Source organism: Nostoc sp. DedQUE04 (genome assembly GCF_034530995.1).
Lineage (GTDB): Bacteria > Cyanobacteriota > Cyanobacteriia > Cyanobacteriales > Nostocaceae > Nostoc.
Genome location: NZ_JAVRCA010000017.1, coordinates 35004 through 56260 on the forward strand (window position 1 = coordinate 35004; position 21257 = coordinate 56260).

The window sequence follows — 21257 nt, forward strand, 5'->3', positions numbered from 1 at the left end:
GGGGCATTGGGCATTGGGCACAAGAAGCAGAGGAGCAAGGGGGCAGAGGGGCAGAGGAGAAAAACTTACTGTAACTTCTCCCCTGCTCCCCCACTCCTTGTAAAGAAACTGAATTAAGAGTGCAACGTCAAACAAACTATGATTGCAATTGCAATATTATCTGTTCAATTTTTAACAATCAATACATAATATATGAAATCCATCATCCAAGCATCTGCCGTAATTAAAAGTACCTTCCAGTCACCCAGAGGAATTTTCTTGACGCTGGTGTTGACAAGCTTGCTATCTTGTGGATTTGGACTCATTGAAAACAATTATGCTGGTGCTATTCCTTACCAAGACAACACTCAAGTATCCCAATCCCAAGCAAACGAGTTGCCGAAAACGATCGCTAATAAAATTTTAAAAGATGCATCCTTCCGTTCCGGTGTACGTAAACGGGAATTAGAGATTACCCAAGTCACATCGAAAACCTTTGGTAATCCCTGTGAGTTCAAATTTGGAGAAGTTTGTACTAGGGAATACAACCCCATTGAAGGCTGGGAAGTAGTTGTCAAAGTCCGCCAAGATTCGTGGACTTACCATGTAGATAAATCTGGAAAGCAAAGAATTTTAGATCCGAAAGTGAGTACTTCACAAACATTGCCGAAGGCGATCGCAGATGCAATTTTGAGCGATGCCTCAAACCGTTCTGGGGTGGAAATTACTGATTTAAAAATTACTCAAACTACACCAAAAACCTTTGGAAATCTCTGTCAATTCAACTTTGGTGAAGTCTGCACCCAGCAGTACGACCCCGTAGAAGGTTGGGAAGTGATTGTCAAGGTTAAAGAGCAATCTTGGATTTACCATGTGAATAAATCCACTTCGCAAATAATTTTAGATCCCAAAGCCAACGCCACTGAAAAAAGTTAAATAATCAATGGCTTTGGTTTTTTCCCATATCCTCATTCCGTGCTTTGACCATCACAGCACGGATATAGTCATTTTTACCATTCGTATAAGCTTCGCGATCGCTCCGAAAACTTGCCGCCAAGTCGCGTTTTAGAACTTCGTAGCGTTTCGCCTCTTCAGGATGCTTTCTCAAATAGTCGCAAAATAGCTTGCGCTCCCAAAATTCGCTGTCAATCTCGACTATGTGAACATGATGAGTACGTTGCTTTCCGTATGGTGGCATTCCTTTAACAAAAAACATCTGTCCAGGACGCGGGTTTTCACGCCAATAAACGTATCCCAAGGATTCTAAAGCCAAAATAGCAGATTTTGCATTTACCAAGGAACGCACTCCCACCATAATGTCAATAACTGGTTTGGCTGCCATTCCTGGTACTGCGGTACTACCAATATGTTCAATTTCTACAACTAAGTCATTGCCTAGTGCCTGCCAAATCCGCTCGGCTTCTTCTGTAAACAAAGTCGCCCAACGTGGGTCATATTCAACTATATTGACCTCATCCATAAGTGAAGCTAAGTTTGTCTACAGCGATCGCTGTTGGCTAAATCCTTTATTTAATTGCAGTTATAGCAATTTTAATAGTATATAATAATGGATCGTGTCGAATCAAAGCTAGACCATGCCTAAACTAAAGACTCGTAAAGCTGCGGCAAAGCGATTCCGTGCCACCGGTACCGGCAAAATCGTCCGTCGTAAAGCGTTCAAAAGCCACCTTTTAGAACACAAATCTTCTGATAAAAAGCGTAGTATGCGTCAGAGTGCGCTTGTACATGAACGCGATGAACTTAACGTGCGCTTGATGCTCCCATACTTGTAAGTATTTTAGGAAATAAATTATGACTCGGGTAAAACGCGGTAATGTAGCTCGCAAACGCCGCAATAAAATTCTCAAACTAGCTAAAGGTTTTCGCGGTTCCCATTCAACTCTGTTTAGAACTGCCAACCAACAAGTGATGAAGGCGCTACGGAGTGCCTACCGCGATCGCAAAAAGAAAAAGCGCGATTTTCGTCGCCTTTGGATCACCCGCATCAATGCTGCTTCCAGGCAACACGGCTTGAGTTACAGCCAGTTTATTGGTAACTTGAAAAAAGCTGATATCCAACTAAATCGCAAGATGTTGGCGCAATTGGCAGTCCTCGATCCAGCTAGTTTCGGCAAAGTTGCTGAATTGGCACTTCAAGCTAAAGGATAAAGGTGGTGAGGGATGTATAACAGATGTAACAGACGGCAAACAATTACTCGGTTACATCTGGTATTATCCGCCACTATATTTTGGATTTTTTGCTTTTCTTTAGTAGGGACGGGATTAACTGCATCTGCTGCGGAAATGTCAGAAATTCAGCAGCGGGGCTATTTAAATGTTGCCGTGAAAGATAACTTGCGTCCCTTGGGATTTAAAGATGACAACGGGAATTTGCAAGGTTTAGAAATTGACTTGGCCAAGCGTTTGGCAGTTGACTTGGTTGGTAAAGCCGAAGCTGTAAAATTTCAACCTGTAGCGAATCGCGATCGCCTTTCTATAGTCTTAGACAAGAAAGTTGATTTTGCGATCGCTAGAGTCACAGCAACCGAGTCACGTGCCCGCATAGTTAGTTTCAGTGTTCCCTACTATTTGGATGGCACTCTATTAATTACAAAAGATGCATCTGTGCAGCAGTTGAGCGATTTAGCAAAACAAAAAATTGCCGTACTCAATAACTCCAGTACCATTGCTAAAGTGCGGTACTATCTACCAAACGCCGAGTTAGTAGGAGTGGATTCCTATAAAGAAGCGCGAGAGGAAATAGAAAATAATGCCGCAATAGCCTTTGCCGCAGATGCTAGTGTTCTAAGCGGTTGGGTGCAGCAATATCCTCAATATCGGTTACTGCCAACTAAGTTATCAACTGAACCCTTATGTGTAGTAATGCCCAAGGGATTGCAGTACGATGAGTTTAGACGAAATGTGAATCAAGCGATCGCTCGTTATTTAGAAAAAGGTTGGCTCCAGCAACGCTCTCAATATTGGGGTTTACCGTAAATTGGTCATTAGTCATTGGTCATTGGTCATTAGTGAATAACAAAGGACAAAAGACAAATGACAAATGACAAATGACAAATAACAAACTTTATAATATTTGTATTTGCAGTAATGGATAACAGTCTAGCCGTTGTTTATCTCTCAATTATGGTAGTTATACTCACAATTGCAGCCGTGAGTGTTTTTCGCCAGATTTTCAAAACTCGCAAGGTTGAAGGCTCTTTTGCCAGGTTGCGAAAGAAGTTAGAGAAAGAAAAGGGTACGACTCAAGAATATTATGAGTTAGCCAGTATTTATTCAGAAAAAAAAATGTATTCTCCAGCGATCGCGCTATTTCAAAAAGCTCTCAAAGCAGCTGAAGAAGACGGAGAAGAAAATATCGCCCCCATCTACAACGGGCTGGGCTATGTTTATTTTACCCAAGAGCAATATGACTTAGCAATTCGTCAGTACAAAGAAGCTCTCAAGTCTAAACCAGACTACGTAACAGGATTCAATAATCTCGGTCACGCTTATGAGAAGAAAAAATTAACTACTCAGGCGTTACAAGCTTACGAAGAAGCACTCAAATTAGCTCCAAATAACTCTATTGCTAAACGTCGTGCTGAATCTTTACGCCGTTTAGTTTCGGCGTAAGATAATGTCCAGGTAATTAAGCATAATACCCAAAACCCCACCCTGCCAAAGCTGTGCTTTAGCTCCCCTCCCCACAAGCCTACGGTGTACACATAAGTCTGAAATAGCTGAGTAACCAAGGTTTTACCCCACCCTAACCCTCCCCTTATAAAGGGGAGCCACTGCGTTGGGCGGGCAATGCCCGACTTGAAGCACGTGGCGTGAGGGAACTAGATTTCTTTCTTGTTTCCCCCCTTTATAAGGGGGGATTAAGGGGGGTAATTCGATTTGTGTGTACACTGTAGCCCCACTTGCAGAGTGGAGTTATTTTATTATAATTAATTTCGCTTTAGCCTCTTAATTTATCGGTTTTCAATCTTAGGTTTGGAAATAGATAACTATAAGTCTTTTGTAAAAATGTAAAAGATGATTAAGCGGCTAAAGCGTTTTTTATGGCTAGCTATTGCCATCATTGTTGTCATTTCTTTCTCAATCGGATTAATGGAAACATTAACGGCTCAACAGCCTTCGATTTCCCATCCTCTCACTTCACTAACTGAGGTAGAAATTAGCACAGCTGTTTCTGTCATCCAAAGAGAAAAAAATTTGAGCGAAATGGCAGCTTTTCCTCTTATTGCTTTACAAGAACCAGATAAAGAAGAAGTTCTAAATTTTACACCTGGTAAAGTCTTTGGGCGAAAAGCTTTTTTGGTAATCTATGAACGTTCAGAAAACAAAACCTTTGAAGGGATTGTCGATCTGAGAAGCAAAACCTTAAGTTCTTGGAAAGAAATACCGTCCGTTCAACCTGCGATCGCTAATTCAGAATATGAACTAGCAACTCAGGTAGTTAAAGCCGATCCCCGATGGCAAAAAGCGATGCAAAAGCGGGGAATTACCGATTTCGATAGAGTTAAAATCAGTTGGTGGGCACCAGGAATTCTTAGCCAACAGGAAGAAGCAACAGGTAATCGTCTTTGTCGCGGTTTATCTTACTACAAAGGTAAAGGTTGGAACTATTATGGTAGTCCGATTGAAGGAGTTTTAGCAACAGTCAATTTGAATACGGGGAAAATTGCTAGTTTTGTTGATAGAGGAAACGTACCTTTCTCTCAAGAAAACTGGAATTATGATGTCAAATCTTTGGGGAAATTACTGTCACCACTTAAAGCATTAAAAATACTCCAACCGAATGGTAGAAGTTTCCAGATCGAAGACAATGAAATTAGTTGGCAAGGTTGGAAGTTTCGCTATTCAATGCATCCTCGTAATGGATTAATGCTTTACCAAGTGACGCACAAAGATGGGGAAAATATTCGACCAGTTTTATACCGCGCTAGCCTCTCAGAAATGGTAGTACCTTATGGCGATCCTCAGCCTACTTGGTCGTTCAGAAATGCCTTTGATCTTGGAGAATACAACTTAGGTTTACTAGCAAATACAATGGAATTAGGTAAAGAAATTCCTGAAAATGGCTTGTTGTTAAATGCTGTATTTGCTAATGAGCAGGGAGAACCTTATCAAATACCAGGGGTTATCGGTATCTACGAACGCGATCGCGGAATGCTGTGGAAACACTATGAATATAATACTCAGCGTAATGATGTCCGTCGCAGTCGAGAATTAGTTATGAAGATGACGGTAGCCATTGACAACTATGATTACAGCATCAATTGGATCTTTCACCAAGATGGGACTTTGGAAGTCCAAAATGAATTAACGGGTATTGTATTGGCGCAGGGAACGGCTGCCCAAAAGCAATCTGATGATGATTCCTATGGTCGATTAATTGCTCAGAATATCTTTGGAGTAAATCATCAGCACTTTTTCAATTATCGCCTAGATTTCGATGTCGATGGTCAGGCTAACTCTGTGATGGAAATGAATGTGAAAGCTTTGCCGATGGATGAGAAAAATCCTTTAGGAAATGCGATCGCACTTGCAGAAATCCCACTAGTCAAAGAAACGGCTGCTGTGCGCGATTTGGATATGAAAAGCAGTCGAGAATGGATGATTGTTAGTGCAGACAAAAAGAATGCTCTCGGTGCTGCACCTGGATATATGCTGATGCCTGGTGGAAACTCGATATTTTTCCCTGTAGAAGGCTCAAAAATCCGGGAAAGGGCAGAATTTGCGACTCATCACCTCTGGGTAACAAAATATAAACCTACTGAACTTTATGCTGGCGGCGATTATCCCAACCAAACTCAGCCCGAACAGGGTTTACCGAAATATATTGCAGACAATGAGTCTTTGCTGGGTGAAGATATCGTACTGTGGTACACAATGGGCGTAACTCATATTCCGCGATCGGAAGATTGGCCGGTGATGCCTGTTCACGAAGTTGGCTTTAAGCTAGTCCCTAGAGGATTCTTTAGCCGGAATCCAGCGATAAATTTACCTGAGTAAAATATTTGTTGGCTCAAGTTTCCTTACTAAAAGGCAGGAGTTAGGAGGCGGGGGGCAGAAGGTTAGGAGTATCAATTAAAACTTTAGTTCTGGGTTTAGAGCCACGTTTAAAGAAAGAATTATACTGAGACGTGCAGCGCGTTCGCGCAGCGTCTCGCAGAAAAGTATAAAGTGTCCTTGCTTCAATCCCACTATAAGGGTGGGTTCCTCCTGCCTCCTGTTTCCTGCCTTCGACCTCCTGCTTCCTGAATTCAGGTTTTTTTTCATGTCTAAAGGCGGTAACTTGAATGCTGATAAACTTGTATAGTTCAAATACTGGCACTGGTTAAAATAGGATATCTAATGAACTTTCCAGAAATTAATATTCCCGGTGATGGAACACTGCACGCTCGTTTAATTACTTCCTTGGGTGAAATTGTAGTTCGTTTGGAAGAAGAGCGAACCCCCAACACTGTCAAAAATTTTGTCGGTCTAGCAACTGGAACAATCGACTGGAAAGACCCTAAAACTAATGCATCTGGTAAGGGAACTCCAGCTTACGATGGAGTTCGCTTTCACCGGGTCATCCCTGATTTTATGATTCAGTGTGGCGATCCTCTGAGTCGTTATCTAGATACAGCCAGCCGATGGGGTACTGGTGGCCCAGGATATCAATTTGAAGATGAGTTTCATCCTGAATTGAGACACACTCGTGCAGGTATCTTGTCGATGGCTAATGCCGGACGCGGTACTAATGGTTCGCAATGGTTCATTACAGAAGCACCAACACCTCACCTTGACAACAATCACAGTGTTTTTGGTGAAGTTGTCCAAGGTCTAGATATAGTCAGCAAGATTGCTAATGTGCCTACAACTAGAGATCGTCCAAATCAAGAAGTGGTGTTACAAAAAGTAGAAATTTTTCGGCAGTAATTAACACTTCGATTTGTAGTAAGCACTTTAGTGTTTAGAAAATAAGGACTAAAGTCCTTACTACAAACTTGCTTATCCATCAAGATTTTGCAGCCCCATTGCAATCTTACTGTGTTTTTCAATTTGCCCCATGACTTGTTTTGCCCGTTGAATAACTACGGCTGGTAAACCTGCCAATCTCCCCGCTTCAATTCCATAAGATTTATCAGCACCTCCTGGTTGAACTTGGTGCAAAAAGATAATTTGGTCGGGTAATTCTTTCACTGTCACTTGATAGTTAGCCACATTGGGGATAATACTAGCCAGTTCATTTAATTCGTGGTAATGGGTGGCAAAAATTGTGCGCGATCGAATATCCACTGCTATATATTCTGCCACCGCCCAAGCTATGGAAAGACCATCAAATGTTGCTGTCCCGCGACCAATTTCATCTAACAGTACCAGCGATCTAGATGTAGCATGGTTGAGAATATTTGCAGTTTCATTCATCTCCACCATGAAGGTAGATTGACCAGTTGCTAAATCATCTACTGCACCGACACGGGTAAAAATGCGATCGCATATTCCCAATCTGGCAAACCTCGCGGGTACAAAACTACCAATTTGTGCCATTAACTGAATCAATCCCACCTGACGCAAATAACAACTTTTGCCACTGGCGTTTGGCCCGGTAAGAATAATTAAATCGGGACTGTCATTTGTCTTTTGTCCTACCCTGCGGGAAGCCGCTAGCGCGTCTATGTCATTTGTCATTTGTTCTTGGTCATCTGCTAATGACAAATGACTAATGACTAATGACTCTTGACCCAATTGCGTTGAATTTGGCACAAAGAACCCCGCAGGTAAAGATTGTTCCACTACCGGATGACGACCATCAACAATATTTATCTCCCTCCCTGGCAATATTTCGGGACGACAGTAACCTTGATGTACCGCCAATTCAGCCAAACCACACAACACATCCGCCGCCGCCACTGCACGAGACAGATTGCGAATTATTTCCGCCTCTTGTGCTACTTCTTCCCGCAATGCTGTAAAAATCTCATATTCCAACTGATTTAAATCATCCCGCGCCGTCAAAATTCGGGCTTCTCGTTCCTTTAAATCTGGGGTGATGTAACGTTCCTCATTGGTCAGAGTTTGCTTGCGGATATAATTAGCGGGTACTTGGTCGGCTTTGGTGCGAGAAATACTGATGTAATAACCAAAGGTTTTGTTAAATCCTACCTTGAGGGTGGAAATTCCTGTCTTAGCTCTCTCATCAACTTCCAAGTTGGCAATCCATTGCTGGTCTGCTTCTACAGTCGCTTTTCTTTCATCCAACAAGGGATTTACACTGGGGCGAATTAATCCACCTTCTTTAATTAGTATAGGTGGCGATTCTACAAGATGTGCGTGTAACTTTTGTGCTAATTCTTCCAACACACTTGGGACTTTCTGCAAAGCTTTGAGAAATGGAGAACGCGTCTCAACTACTAAGTTGGATAATTCCGGCAAGCGTGAGAGGGAATCTGCCAAAGCTACTAAATCTCTAGCATTGGCTGTACCAGAACCCGCCCTTCCGGTGAGGCGTTCTAGATCGTAAATTTGCCGTAATAAATGCCGCAAATCTTGACGTAGGGGCGTATTTTCCATCAATTCTTGGATGGTATCTTGTCGTGCCCGAATGCCTTTAATATCGAGTAGGGGTTGCAACAACCACCGCCGCAAAGCACGCCCACCCATTGCTGTACTAGTTTTATCTAACGCCCAAAGTAGGGAACCGTGAAAAGTGCCATCTCGAACGGTTTGGGTAATTTCTAGGTTACGGCGGGTTTGATTGTCAACAATTAGGTAGTCGGTGACAGTGTAGCTGCGGAGTCTTTGAAGAGTGACAGGGTTTTCTTTTTGAGTATCTTCCAGGTATTCCAGAAGACCACCAGCCGCACGGACGGCGAGAGGAAGACGATCGCAGCCGAGTCCTTCGAGCGATCGCACCTTAAATTTCTGCAATAATCTCGGTCTAGCTTCACCTTGGGAAAAGGGAAGTTGCGATCGCAAACTATAACAAAATGATGGTGGCAAACACTCAGGAAGATGTGGCGAAGTTTCTCCCGGACGCAGCAAACTACCCAAATCGGGCGCATTTGTCGGAACTAACACCTCTGAAGGTTGCAAGCGCATTAATTCTTGGGTCAAATGTTCTAAATCGCTACCTTGAGTCGTGAGAAATTCCCCTGTAGAGATATCTGCATAAGCTAAACCCCAATGATTTGCGGCAATTACTACTGCTGCAAGATAATTATTGCGACTGGATTTGAGCATTCCTTCTTCTAGCAAAGTACCGGGGGTAAGAATGCGCGTTACTTCCCGCCGCACCAATCTCCCAGCAGCTTCAGAAGCATCTTCAACTTGGTCGCAAATTACTACTGCGTAGCCTTTTTCTACCAGCATTGTCGCGTAGCGTTCCCAAGCGTGATGCGGAACACCAGACATCGCCACCCGTCCCTGTTCCCCAGCTTGCTTACTAGTGAGAACTAATTCTAATTCTTGCGCTATTTTTACTGCATCTTGGAAATAGCATTCAAAGAAATCTCCTACCCGATACAGCAATACCGCGTGAGGATATTTATCCTTCGTCTCGACATAATGCAAGTACATTTGACTTAGCTTACTGCGATCCACCTGTAGATGGTCAGAAATAAAAGTACTTGCATCGGGCTTGGTAGATGGAGTTTCGGAGTGAGAGGCAGTCATAGATGCTATCGAAATTATGCACAGAAATTCCCCAAGATCCGATGATAACGTGATGTGAAAGTTGAATGGCGATCGCTCAAGGATATTTTACTTTTATCTGACAAATGTTTTTTTTGATACAATGCAAAATTCCCAACTTCTTCATGAAGCCGGGAATCTGAACAACTTAACCCAAACAAAATTATTTCATATTCTAAATTAGCAACCTCAAATTAAAGATAGTAGATGACTGAGGTTGCAAGTCAATAAATATTACTCCTCTTCCTCTTCTTCCTCTCCAAACACTGCGTCTATAAGTTCTTGTGCGCGTTCGTCTGAAATATTTAAAGCTTCTTGAAGTTCAGAGATATAATCTTGTTCGTGTTCGGGTACTTCTTCATCAATCCCTACTACTAAGATAGCTGTGATGTATGCAGCTTCGCGATAATTTCTATTGGGTAAGGATTCGATAGACTGGGCGATTAAATCTTCTGGTTCTTCTTCTTCAATCAAACTGACGACTTTTTCGGTCAATTCTTCAAAGTCTTCTTCAGAGTAATCTTCAAATAAGTCAACCCGACCGAGAAATTCACTCAAAGCATATTCTTCTGTGGAAGAAATACCCTCACCATCAGCCGCAGCAGAAAATAACCCAAGAATTGCGATCGCAACTTCTGGTTCTATAGCAACTGAACTAACACTACGGCCTTTGGGCAACTTGCGTTTAGACATAATTATCCTCTCAATGTTACGTGATATTTCAGGAAGTGATATTTTGCGGTTTATCATGCTTCCTCGATTTATGATTCCCAAAATAATGCGGAAATATACATTGGGATGAATCTTTTTTTCATAAAAAATACGCAGATAATATATTCATCTGCGTATAAAAACGGTTAAGTTGCTTTGAGCGATAAGATTTTTAGTACTTGTGTACCCTGCGTAGCCTAAAAGGATACTGTGTACACACAAGTCTGAAATAGCTGAAAAACCCAAGGTTTTACCCCACCCTAACCCTCCCCTTATAAAGGGGAGCCACTGCGTTGGGCGGGCAATGCCCGACTTGAAGCACGTGGCGTGAGGGAACTAGATAGATTTCTTTTCCCCCAATACATCGGGGGGATTAAGGGGGGTAATTCGACTTGTGTACACATAATGTTATTTTGGCGATCGCATTTATTGATTTCACTTATTCTCAAATAACAAATAGATATGAAAAATGAGTAAAAATACAGACAAACTCGTAATTATTTCGTTGAAGTTTTAATGAAATAAATCTACAAAACTGCTATAAACGCTAGGATTAAAATTTCTGGCTTACAGTGGAATGTTAAGAGTGTCAACCAAATTGTTTCTATTTGTTGTTGCCAAAACCGGATGCTCCTCATTCACACCCCCTATTTTTCTTGAAAATATCTGAAAATATATGAAATTTAGAGCCTGCAAATATCCTTTCGCACTCATCCTAGTCAGCTTCGGTTTTGTGCAGATAGCTGATGCTCAAACTCCTGTAGCTGAAACCTCCAAGCTATCTCAAGAAGTTTCTGTACTTCGGAAACAGGGCCCAAAAGGGTTAGAAGTATTTCTTAAATCCCATGCTAATACGTTAAATACCGCTTCTTCAGGAGCAGTTCTACCTTCCCCTGCACTTCGGCTAGCTTTAGATGAACTTTGTCAACAACGGGACTGTTACGCCTCTCGTTTGTATTGGTACACTGATATAGAACAAGCCAAAGCTGCTGCTAGAACCAGTGGTAAACCTATTCTATCTCTGCGGTTATTGGGTAGGCTGGATCAAGATTTGAGTTGTGCTAATAGTAGGTTCTTCAGGGTAGCATTGTATCCGAATGTGGAAATTTCTAAACTGCTTCAAGACCGTTTCATTTTGCATTGGCAATCAGTGCGTCCTGTACCCAAAGTAACTATTGATTTTGGCGACGGACGCAAGTTGGAGCGAACGATTACAGGCAATAGCATTCATTATGTATTGGATGCATCAGGTCGTCCAATCGATGCTATTCCAGGGTTGTATAGTCCCAAAGCATTTTTGCATCAGCTAGAGCAGGCTGAATTAGCAGTAAAAAATTATAGTAAACTTACACCAAGCGATCGCGAGTCTTATTTAAGAAAATACCACAGCGATCGCTTAAATTCTATCCAAGGCCAATGGGTTGCAGATTTATCCCGCCTGGGTATCCAGTCTCCCCCTAAGTTGGTAGAAATTCCGAGCAATCCCACTCAACCACCGACAGCAGAAATAGCAAGCTCTCTAGCAGTTTCTAAAATGAGAGTTGAAACGCCAATGTTAACTGCTCTCCAGTCTGATGCTGAACGGAATCAAAACGCCTTAGCTGAAATTACTGACCAGAAAGTTTGGGACAAAATTGCTCAACTCTATGCCGCCGATGTCAAGCTAGATCGAAACAGCATCTCTCTAATTAGAGCTAAAAAATCTCAATCTGCCAACACTCAAGCAGATAATTTGCCGATAATAGTGAAAAATTTTGAAGCCACAATGGCTTTAGATACAGTCAGAAATGAATATATGCTGCACAGCCAAATTCATCAATGGTTTATGCAGGGTAAGCAAACAAGGAGTGTGGAAGCGCTCAATGAACAAGTATACGGACAACTATTTTTAACTCCTAGTTCTGACCCTTGGTTGGGGCTTTTCCCTAGCGACAGTTACAGCGCCATTGATAATGATGGTATTCGTTAGTAGCTCATAAACCAATACGTTCAGTTAAGAAAAATTGTAGTGGCGTGGCAAGCAAAAAAATTGTGCATTAAAGGTAGGTTGGGTGGAGCAAAGCGCAACCCAATATATATCAGAATGTTGGCTTTGGCAAAGCCTCCACCCAACCTACTAGCGCTACTACATAGTTTAAGGTTTTTGGGGCTAACCCAAGCCTATTGGCTCATAAACTGATGTAAGTAAAAAGGAGTGATGAGATTTTATTGCATTGACACCTCACTCATCACTCCTTGTAACTTGCGCGTTGATTAGCTGTTACGCATTGTTAAATTACACCAGCTTACTACTTCATTTATCCTCTAACTAAAGAGACGGATAATTATTAAGTTCAGATGTGATTGGCTATACAAACTTTTTTAACTTATTAATATTTATCTTTGCAATTCTAGATATAGAAGTTCAACCATTGCTTGTTCTCAATAGTTTTACTTTTAGAGGTTGTTTGAAAAGTCGTAAAGTATACCAGAGACCCCACTTCCATTCCTCTCCCCGAAACGGAGAGAGGCTTTAAAACCCCCATTCCCTTGTAGGGAAGGGGGGCTAGGGGGGTTAGGTTTCCGAGGTCTATAAGTTACTAAAAATACTTTTCAAACATCCTCTTACCCGTGTCAGATAGTTTTATAATGAATTTGAAGATAGAAAGGCTTGGATTCCCAACTTTTTAAAGAAATTGGAAGGTCTTCGCTAAAGGAGAAGTACCTAGCGTAGACATGAAATCTAACCCCTACAAAGGAGTAAGGTTTAGATTTCTAAGCTTTTGGTGTTAGCAATAATACTTTTAAAACATCCTCTTAAAGAAGTTGGGAATCTTGTTATGAATTTTATTAATAGGCAAAGTATTCAGAATCACCCACAAACTTAACTTAGATTCTATATCTTTGGTAGTAGTTGCTTAATTCTTGTGATGGAAGTTGGGGAAAGTCTTATCAGTTATTCTTAGAGGATGTTTGAAAAGTGTCGTATAGCATATTAAATTTTGACATTACCCCCCAACCCCCCTTATAAAAGGAGGCTTTAAGAGACTATTTCCCCCCCCAATACATCGGGGGGTTAGGGGTGATATTAGATACTTTGGATAACAAACATAGCTTTCCAAACATCCTCTTAGTAATAAATGGAAACAATTATTATTACCACTAAATCATTTATTGGGGGAATGACAAAGCGGATTCAACAATAATAGTCAAAAATTAAAGTTGAAATGTAGGGTTTTCCGAGTGTAGTATCTGCTCTTTGCTAGTCATTATTTTGACTTACTTATCAGTTTAGTCAAAAATTAGCATAATCTTAGATGGCAGATTTGGTACTCGTATTTAGCTGAGGTAACAGAATTTTACCACCAATGGTAGAAGTAATACTTAACAAAAGTCAGTAAAATTTTGGCTAAATAAATATATAAGTCGATGCTTTGTAATTTGCTAGATTCAATTTACTTTAAGCATTTAGGTTGAATGGTATATGTGTCATTTAAAAACTGGCTCATTTGTAGCGACTATATGATAAAAATTGTCAAAAACCCAAAATAAATCTAACTTTATTACTTCAATTACGTGAAAATTGCAATTTACAACCTATTAAATTTATAACTCAATAAAATTAAGTATACTGCAATTTTCTCAAAGATTTACTTACTAGGTTTTTTTGCTTAACTTTTGCAAGCAAATAGCGGGAATTTAAAGTGAACATAGAAAAATTTGTCCAACGTACAGAAATATTGCACAAGCGTTTAGCAGATTTATACCAAACTGCTAGTTTATTACCTTGGATTTCCCCTGATTTGTTGCCGGAAGCTTTTAAGGAACTCCATAATACCTCAAAGGTAGCACAGTTAGCGGCAGATGAACTTTATCAGCAAAACGAGGAACTAATAAAAACACGGAATTGGTTAGAAGCAGAGCGCCATTACTACCAAGATTTATTCGAGTTAGCGCCAGACGGCTATTTAGTGACTAATACAGAAGGAATCATCCAAGAAGCTAACCTCACCGCAGCTAAGTTGTTGAATGTTTCCAAGCATTTTTTACTGGGAAAACCAATAGTTAACTTTGTCCTTCTAGAAGAACGTCAGCAAGTTCGCAACGAACTGATACAGCTATCGCAATCAGACAAAGTTCAAGAGTTATTGGTACGTTTGCAACAACGTTATGGCGAGTTATTTTATGCAGCTTTGACAGTAACAGTTGTCCGCAATCAGCAGGGTAAGGCAATTTCTCTGCGCTGGATGGTGCGTAATATAACCCAGCGTCAGCAATTAGAATCAGTAAAAGTTAAAGACAAGAATGACATTTTCAACAATCGCCCCCTACATAAATATGATAAAGGAGAAACTATTCCCCTCAACCCATTAGCAATTTGGTATGTTTCTCAGGGTTTGGTTAAACTCAGTACCTACTGTGAAACGGGTGAAGAAGTGCTGATTGGATTGGCAACACCAGGAATGGTTTTTGGTTCTAGTTTGACATCTTTAGACATTTACCAAGCAACAGCGCTTGCTGATGTTGAGTTAGTGTCAGTTTATGCAGCAGAAGTATCAGCTTCTGCAACACTGAGTCATACACTTCTACCAAAAATTAAGCAGCGATTACAGCAAACAGAATCTTTTTTAGCTATTTCTGGTAGACGGCGAGTACAAGATCGCTTACAGCATCTATTACAACTTTTGAAACGAGAAGTGGGTGAAACTATACCAGAGGGAACTCGCCTAAATGTTCGCTTTACTCACGAAGATATTGCTAGCGCCTGCTGTACCACTAGAGTAACAATTACACGATTGATGGGGAAATTACAAGAAGAAGGTAGAATCAGTTTCGACTTAAAAAAACATATTATCTTGAGAGATGTTGATTGATTACATTTTTCTTAAGTAAAGATCAGTTGCCAGCCAATCAGGAAAATTGCTATATCTGCAAAAATATGGCTGATGTATCCAGGCCAAATCGAGCAATAATTTAAGTAGCACCATGACCAAACCGCCCCTGCTATAAACACTCCCAATGAGCATAATGTTGTCGCACGCCAGTCAAAGTAAGCTGCTAAACCAACAACATGATGAATCGTAAAAAATAGTGCAGACAGTACTACAGCTAAAGGACTTGATACCAAAATTTCACATTTACGATAAACAAACCAACGCCAGACAAATTCCTCAAGTAAAGAGTTAACAAATATCCAATACACTGCACCTACTAAGTAAATTACAAAACTGTTCAATCCAACTTGTGTTGCGCGATCGCGAACATATTCAACATCTATCCATTTGGCGCCCAGCAGCCAATAAACAATCAAAATGATGCCTAGCATTAATAGCCCTAATCCGACTCCAGCGAATAAATCGCGTCTTTTAGGATATTCAAATTTTAAATTCTCTTTATCAACAAATAACAACCAAATAATGGGTATTAGCAATAACCAGATTTTAGCTAATAAAGCTACTAAATGTCCTTGGAAGCCAGGGAGTATATATAGCTGAGTTGCAATACCAATGCTTGGAACTGGCACAAGTAACAACAGAGCTAGTAGTGCATTTTGATTTTGGTTAGCTTTTAACATGGGGAGACTTTGTTATATTTTGATGGTTTTAACTTTTAAATCCATAGTTTTTAGAGCGAGTTAGGATAATTAATTGTAATAAAATCTATATTCACCAGGTTTACTATCAATACTATTGGTTAAGGCAAGAGACGCGATTAATCGCCGTCGTTACAATAGACCTCTTGCATAAGTCGAATAGACCTCCCTTAATCCCCCGATATATTAGGGGGAAACTTAAAATCTTGCCCCCTCTCCTTCATAAGAGGAGAGGTGATTAAAGGATTTTTGTAATAGGTCTAATAATTAGTCTTTTGTGAAGATGGCGATTTGTATTTTTATGATGATTTTTCACATCTTGGTGAACCGTATTGGTTTATTATTAATTTTTATATGCAAAATATAAAACATGAGTATCATAATCAGACTTGAATAAGGTGACACTTTGTATATTGCCACATAAATTTAATTCTAAAACTTCTATGAATTTGTGTGTAATATTCCTTTGAAAGCAGCATTTTGATAATTATTTACTGTGCCAATATACTTACTTAGACATAATTCAAATGCACAGCGTCTTGTAATGTTGTGAAGGTCTGGGATTTGAGACGGACATCAATACCCATTGTGCTAAGTATAAATTGGCATAAACCTGTAGTTTTTTAAACTTACAGAGACGTAACGCTATCCAAACAGGAAATTCAAAATGTACCCAAAATAATGTATATGTGATTGAAGGCGTATTGCTAAAATCGCGATGTCTAGGTTGGGCTACGCCTACGCAACATTAAAAGCGGTTATGCACACACTTGGCAAAAAAACTCTATCATCGGGCTATATCTTAGCACTGGATTTAGGTACGACAGGCAACCGCGCCTTTGTATTTGACGCAGACGGCAAGCTTGTTGGGCAGGCATATAAAGAATTAACTCAGTATTATCCTCAGCCAGGATGGTTAGAACATGACCCTCAACAAATCTGGGAAGATACCTGTTGGGTAATGCAAACCGCAATTGCAAATGCCCAGATTGTACCATCAGCGATCGCAGCCTTGGGACTAACTGTACAGCGCGAAACCTGTTTGATTTGGGACAAAACTACTGGGAAACCACTCCATAAAGCGATCGTCTGGCAAGATCGCCGCACTGCTCCCCTTTGCCACCAGTTACAAGAGCAAGGCTACGCTGATGAAATTTACGATCGCACGGGATTAATCATTGATGCTTACTTTTCTGCTACCAAGCTCAGATGGCTATTAGATAATGTTACTGATATCGATATAAACAATGTCTTAGCAGGTACTATTGATAGCTGGGTGTTGTGGAACCTCACAGGTGGAAAAGTCCACGCCACTGACCACAGCAACGCCAGTCGTACAATGTTGATGAATCTCAAAACCTGTGAGTGGGATGAGATTTTACTGGATCTGTTTCAAATTCCAGCGCATATTTTGCCCCAGATTCAGCCGAGTTTAGGAGTATTTGGAGTCACTGATGCGACTTTGTTGGGTGCGGAAATTCCGATCGCGGCCATTTTGGGAGATCAGCAAGCGGCTCTATTTGGTCATGGCTGCGATCGCCCCAGTTTAGTAAAATGTACTTACGGTACTGGTAGCTTTTTGGTTGGTCACACAGGATCAAAAATTGTGCGTTCTCTACGAGGGGCTACGCCTACGCATCATCAACTTATTTCTACGGTGGCATGGACACAAGCAAATACCAGCGATACTTTAAATGTAGGCTATGCTCTAGAAGGTAGTATGTTTACTAGTGGTGCTTGTATCCAATGGTTGCGCGATCGCCTGAAGTTGATTAAAACTGCTGCTGAAACTGAAGCGATGGCCAATCAGGTAAAAGATAATGGCGGAGTCTATTTTGTGCCAGCATTTAGTGGACTAGGCGCACCTTATTGGGATATGAGCGCCAGGGGAGCTTTTTTCGGCATTACCGCCAGTGTACAACCAGAGCATCTAGTTCGCGCCGTGTTGGAAGCGATCGCTTATCAAGTTCTGGAGGTGGTGCAGGCGATAAATGCATCTAGTAGTACTCCAGTTGGGCAATTAACCGTAGATGGTGGTGCTTGCGAGAATAATTTTTTGATGCAGTTCCAGGCTGATGTGCTAGGTATTCCAGTTGAACGTCCAATAATGCGCGATACGACCGTTCAGGGTGCAGCATTTGCGGCAGGTTTAGCTGTAGGATTTTGGCAGAGCTATGAAACACTAGTGGAACAACGGCAAATTGAGCGTGTGTTTGAGCCGAAGAGTGATTTCCCCTTATCCAAATTTGGTACTTGGCAAAAAGCAGTGAAACGTACTCTAGCTTGGGAGGAGTAGCCGAGCCAAAAACGAGTTAAAGCGAAAATTAAGATCGTAAAAGGGAGAAGGCGAAGCAACAAATACTATTACAATCAAGCAAATGGATGGAGTATTGATTTATCATGCCCTACAGTCAATTCAACATTGACCGAGTGAAACAAGATTTTCATCTAAATACTGTAGAAGGAGTCCGCTTTTTTCCAGACTCGATTGAACCCATTACTCCAAGTTTGAGACTGCAAGGTATTTTAGAGGATCTACCGTGGGCGATCGCAGTAGATACAGAAAAAGCTCGTTCAGAGGCGATAATTAATCCTATCTTGCTGGAAGTGCGACGCATCTTTAATTCGACAATTAGCGTATTTTCAGGTGAAGAGTTTAACGTTGATGCGAGTATTGGACTCAATGATGTATGTGACTTCCTACTTTGCCGTTCACCTGAACAATTAACGGTAGAAGCACCTGCAATTGTCATTGTTGAAGCGAAAAAATCAGATTTAAAATCTGGATTGGGACAATGCATTGCAGAAATGGTAGCTGCACAGCGATTCAACCAAGCAAGAGAACAACCCTTAACAGCAGTTTACGGTACTGTAAGCAGTGGAACCCAATGGCGATTTCTGAAACTAGAGGGTCAAACAGTCACAATTGATTTAATGGATTATTCTCTTCCTCCCATCGAATCAATTCTGAGCTTTTTGGTGTGGATGGTGAAAGCAGGTTAATTTCATTCAAAAATCAATCGTTAAAATAACTCTTACTTTGTCAAAATATCACTCTCACATAATAAAAAGCGCATGACTACTAAACCGAAGATTTTCATTGATGGGGAATCAGGAACCACAGGCTTACAAATATACTCACGCCTGAACCAACGGGATGATATCGAGTTAGTTAGCATTGAAGCATCTAAACGTAAAGATGCAAATGAGCGAACCAAACTAATCAATGCTGTTGATGTTATCATTCTCTGCCTGCCTGATGATGCGGCTCGTGAAGCTGTTAGCTTAGTCAGTAATAATAGGGTTAAGATCCTTGATGCTAGTAGTGCCCATCGCACAGCTAAAGACTGGGTATATGGTTTCCCTGAACTAAATCCAGGACAGCGAGAGAAAATCGCCAGCGCGCAGTTTGTCAGCAATCCGGGCTGTTATCCCACAGGATTTTTAGCTTGTATCCGTCCGTTAATTGCTAAAGAACTCCTGAACAGTAACTTTCCCATCACCGTTAATGCAGTGTCAGGTTACTCTGGTGGCGGAAAGAATCTGATTAAACAGTATCATAGCTTCCACGAGCAGCAAGCCGGAGCAGAATCACTCTATCCTTATGGAATCTACGGTTTGCAGTTTGGGCATAAGCACGTCAAAGAAATGCATCAGTATTCAGGGTTAGCATCACCACCGCTGTTCGTACCAGCCGTGGGAGATTTTGAGCAGGGGATGTTAGTACAAGTACCTTTACCACTGGGAACTTTGGATAATCCACCATCAGGTAAGATTATTCATCAAGCGATCGCTGACTACTACCAAAGTGAAAAGTTCGTGCAGGTTGCTCCATTCCAAGATTCTACACTGCTCAGAGACGGAACATTTCTAGATGCGATGTCTACGACGGGCTACGCCTACGCACTGAACGGGACTAATATTGTTCAGGTTTTTGTATTTGCCAATGACACCACCAAAGAAGTGTTGCTAGTTGCTCGTCTTGACAACCTGGGTAAAGGCGCATCAGGAGCCGCAGTCCAAAACCTAAATATCATGCTCGGTTTTCCAGAAGAGTTGGGATTGTCATGAAAAAGGGTTAAGGGTGGGGAGTGGGGAGCAGGAGAGCAGGGGAGCAGGGGAGCAGGGGAGCAGAGGAGAAGTTACAGTAAGTTTTTTCTCTGTGCCCAATGCCCCATGCCCAATGCCCAATGCCCATTATCTTGATTTTTCTTTCAGTTCTTCAAGCAATTGAATTACATTATGCTCAAATGCTTTGTTTCGCTCTTGCACTGATTCAATTAACGGTTTATCAAAAAGATTAACGACATATTTAGTTAGCTGAATACCTAAAGGTCTTAAATGTCCACCTGCTACAGTGTTGCGAAAATCTTGCGGTGGCTTTTGCAGAATATTAGTAAACCATTCACAGGTTGATTTAGCAATATTGTCTGATTTGAAACAGACTAAACCCATGATATTAAATAGCCCACTATCCTTGATTAAATAATGAGTTTCTTCAACAGTTGGTTTCACACCCCAACCAAGATTGTCGATGATATCCGCTAAAAATTGAGGACGAATTGCGCTTCCTGTGTCAGCAATGGCAGGTGCTAAGAGGATAGAAACCTGTCCTTTAATGAAAACACTATTAATTTTGATTTTTCGACATACATAAGTACAAATTAATTTTTCAACTTCATCCCTTTTTCGCGTTAGTTCATCAAAGAGAATGTTAATATCTGCAATCACACTTTCTATCTGTAACTCATCGGAAGTTTTAAATAGTAGCTTCCGAATAAACTGTTCTCTATCTTGAGGCTCTGGAGGTAGAGCAGTAAATCCTTCTAACAGCGAGATATATTTACAGCCAAGGCTATGTCCAATCCAAGAAAAGTTTTTATCATCTAGATAAGCTTCATAATCATATTCTGCAACACTTGCCATTTTCACAAGCTCTGGCAGAATTTCATACTGTTCTCTCATGAGAAAACCAGCTTCTAGATAATGGTTAAAAGTAAAATTAAATGGCAAAAGAATAATTGTATATCCCTGCTCAAATAGAGATTGAAGCAGATAACGATAAAAAAGCATAGGGCCAAATGTACCAAAGAAAGCCCCAGCAATAAATTGAATTACCCCTTTAGGCTTTGGATGTAGAGCAACCCAACTGTGAGAAACTGGTTTAAATCTCAGTTTTAGATTCATATTTACCATGACTTATTTGTAGGTATATGCTGAATCTCCAAACTGAAGTTATTGCTTTTCGGATTATTCAAAAGATATTTTTACAAAACTGCGATCGCTTTGTTACCGTACAGCCAAAACT

The 21257-nt window shown here is 40.9% G+C and carries 17 protein-coding genes; 12 read left to right on the top strand and 5 right to left on the bottom strand.

Annotated elements, in window-relative coordinates; all coding sequences use genetic code 11:
* Nucleotides 1-192: 192 nt before the first annotated feature.
* The gene (locus RM049_RS14510; protein ID WP_322704651.1) at nt 193-915 is read left to right on the top strand and encodes a hypothetical protein; all 723 of its coding nucleotides are present in this window, start codon (nt 193-195) and stop codon (nt 913-915) included.
* Nucleotides 916-919: 4 nt separating this feature from the next.
* On the opposite strand, the gene RM049_RS14515 is transcribed toward RM049_RS14510, so the two are convergent.
* Nucleotides 920-1459 carry a GrpB family protein gene (locus tag RM049_RS14515; RefSeq protein ID WP_322704652.1) on the bottom strand — a complete coding sequence of 180 codons (540 nt, stop codon included), beginning with the start codon at nt 1457-1459 and terminating at the stop codon, nt 920-922.
* A gap of 115 nt (nt 1460-1574) precedes the next feature.
* On the opposite strand from RM049_RS14515, the gene rpmI reads away from it, so the two are divergent.
* The 6 genes from rpmI (at nt 1575) to RM049_RS14545 (ending at nt 6912) form a co-directional block, all read left to right on the top strand.
* A complete protein-coding gene (gene rpmI / locus RM049_RS14520; RefSeq protein WP_109007939.1) occupies nt 1575-1772 on the top strand; it encodes a 50S ribosomal protein L35 in 198 nt (65 codons plus the stop codon).
* Nucleotides 1773-1791: 19 nt separating this feature from the next.
* Complete coding sequence (gene rplT, locus RM049_RS14525) at nt 1792-2148, top strand: 50S ribosomal protein L20 (protein WP_322672880.1); 357 nt, start codon at nt 1792-1794, stop codon at nt 2146-2148.
* A 12-nt stretch (nt 2149-2160) separates the two neighbouring features.
* Nucleotides 2161-2976, top strand: coding sequence for a transporter substrate-binding domain-containing protein (locus tag RM049_RS14530; RefSeq protein WP_322704653.1), 816 nt, complete (start codon nt 2161-2163; stop codon nt 2974-2976).
* Between the two features lie 111 nt (nt 2977-3087).
* On the top strand, nt 3088-3612 hold the full coding sequence (locus tag RM049_RS14535; RefSeq protein WP_322704654.1) for a tetratricopeptide repeat protein: 525 nt from the start codon (nt 3088-3090) through the stop codon (nt 3610-3612).
* Between the two features lie 405 nt (nt 3613-4017).
* On the top strand, nt 4018-6000 hold the full coding sequence (locus RM049_RS14540) for a primary-amine oxidase (protein WP_322704655.1): 1983 nt from the start codon (nt 4018-4020) through the stop codon (nt 5998-6000).
* Between the two features lie 342 nt (nt 6001-6342).
* Nucleotides 6343-6912 carry a peptidylprolyl isomerase gene (locus RM049_RS14545; protein WP_322672876.1) on the top strand — a complete coding sequence of 190 codons (570 nt, stop codon included), beginning with the start codon at nt 6343-6345 and terminating at the stop codon, nt 6910-6912.
* A 72-nt stretch (nt 6913-6984) separates the two neighbouring features.
* Here the strand turns inward: RM049_RS14545 and mutS are convergent, their stop codons facing one another.
* A complete protein-coding gene (mutS, locus tag RM049_RS14550; protein WP_322704656.1) occupies nt 6985-9648 on the bottom strand; it encodes a DNA mismatch repair protein MutS in 2664 nt (887 codons plus the stop codon).
* Between the two features lie 252 nt (nt 9649-9900).
* A complete protein-coding gene (locus RM049_RS14555; RefSeq protein ID WP_322672875.1) occupies nt 9901-10359 on the bottom strand; it encodes a tellurite resistance TerB family protein in 459 nt (152 codons plus the stop codon).
* A 694-nt stretch (nt 10360-11053) separates the two neighbouring features.
* Here RM049_RS14555 and RM049_RS14560 point away from each other — a divergent pair.
* Together RM049_RS14560 and RM049_RS14565 are read left to right on the top strand one after the other, a co-directional pair.
* Nucleotides 11054-12346, top strand: a complete 1293-nt coding sequence (locus tag RM049_RS14560) for a hypothetical protein (protein ID WP_322704657.1) — start codon at nt 11054-11056, stop codon at nt 12344-12346.
* A 1714-nt stretch (nt 12347-14060) separates the two neighbouring features.
* Nucleotides 14061-15230 (top strand): PAS domain S-box protein, encoded by a 1170-nt coding sequence (locus tag RM049_RS14565; protein WP_322704658.1) that lies wholly within the window; start codon nt 14061-14063, stop codon nt 15228-15230.
* Between the two features lie 11 nt (nt 15231-15241).
* Here RM049_RS14565 and RM049_RS14570 read toward each other — a convergent pair whose 3' ends face one another.
* The gene (locus RM049_RS14570; RefSeq protein WP_322704659.1) at nt 15242-15931 is read right to left on the bottom strand and encodes a CPBP family intramembrane glutamic endopeptidase; all 690 of its coding nucleotides are present in this window, start codon (nt 15929-15931) and stop codon (nt 15242-15244) included.
* 778 nt (nt 15932-16709) lie between these two features.
* On the opposite strand from RM049_RS14570, the gene glpK reads away from it, so the two are divergent.
* From glpK to argC, 3 genes are all read left to right on the top strand, one after another.
* Nucleotides 16710-18245 (top strand): glycerol kinase GlpK, encoded by a 1536-nt coding sequence (gene glpK / locus RM049_RS14575; RefSeq protein WP_322704714.1) that lies wholly within the window; start codon nt 16710-16712, stop codon nt 18243-18245.
* 104 nt (nt 18246-18349) lie between these two features.
* Nucleotides 18350-18952: a hypothetical protein gene (locus tag RM049_RS14580; RefSeq protein WP_322704660.1), complete on the top strand. Its 603-nt coding sequence runs from the start codon at nt 18350-18352 to the stop codon at nt 18950-18952.
* Between the two features lie 72 nt (nt 18953-19024).
* On the top strand, nt 19025-20020 hold the full coding sequence (argC, locus tag RM049_RS14585) for an N-acetyl-gamma-glutamyl-phosphate reductase (protein ID WP_322704661.1): 996 nt from the start codon (nt 19025-19027) through the stop codon (nt 20018-20020).
* A gap of 126 nt (nt 20021-20146) precedes the next feature.
* Here the strand turns inward: argC and RM049_RS14590 are convergent, their stop codons facing one another.
* Nucleotides 20147-21136, bottom strand: a complete 990-nt coding sequence (locus RM049_RS14590) for a DUF1350 family protein (RefSeq protein ID WP_416212638.1) — start codon at nt 21134-21136, stop codon at nt 20147-20149.
* Nucleotides 21137-21257 lie beyond the last annotated feature (121 nt).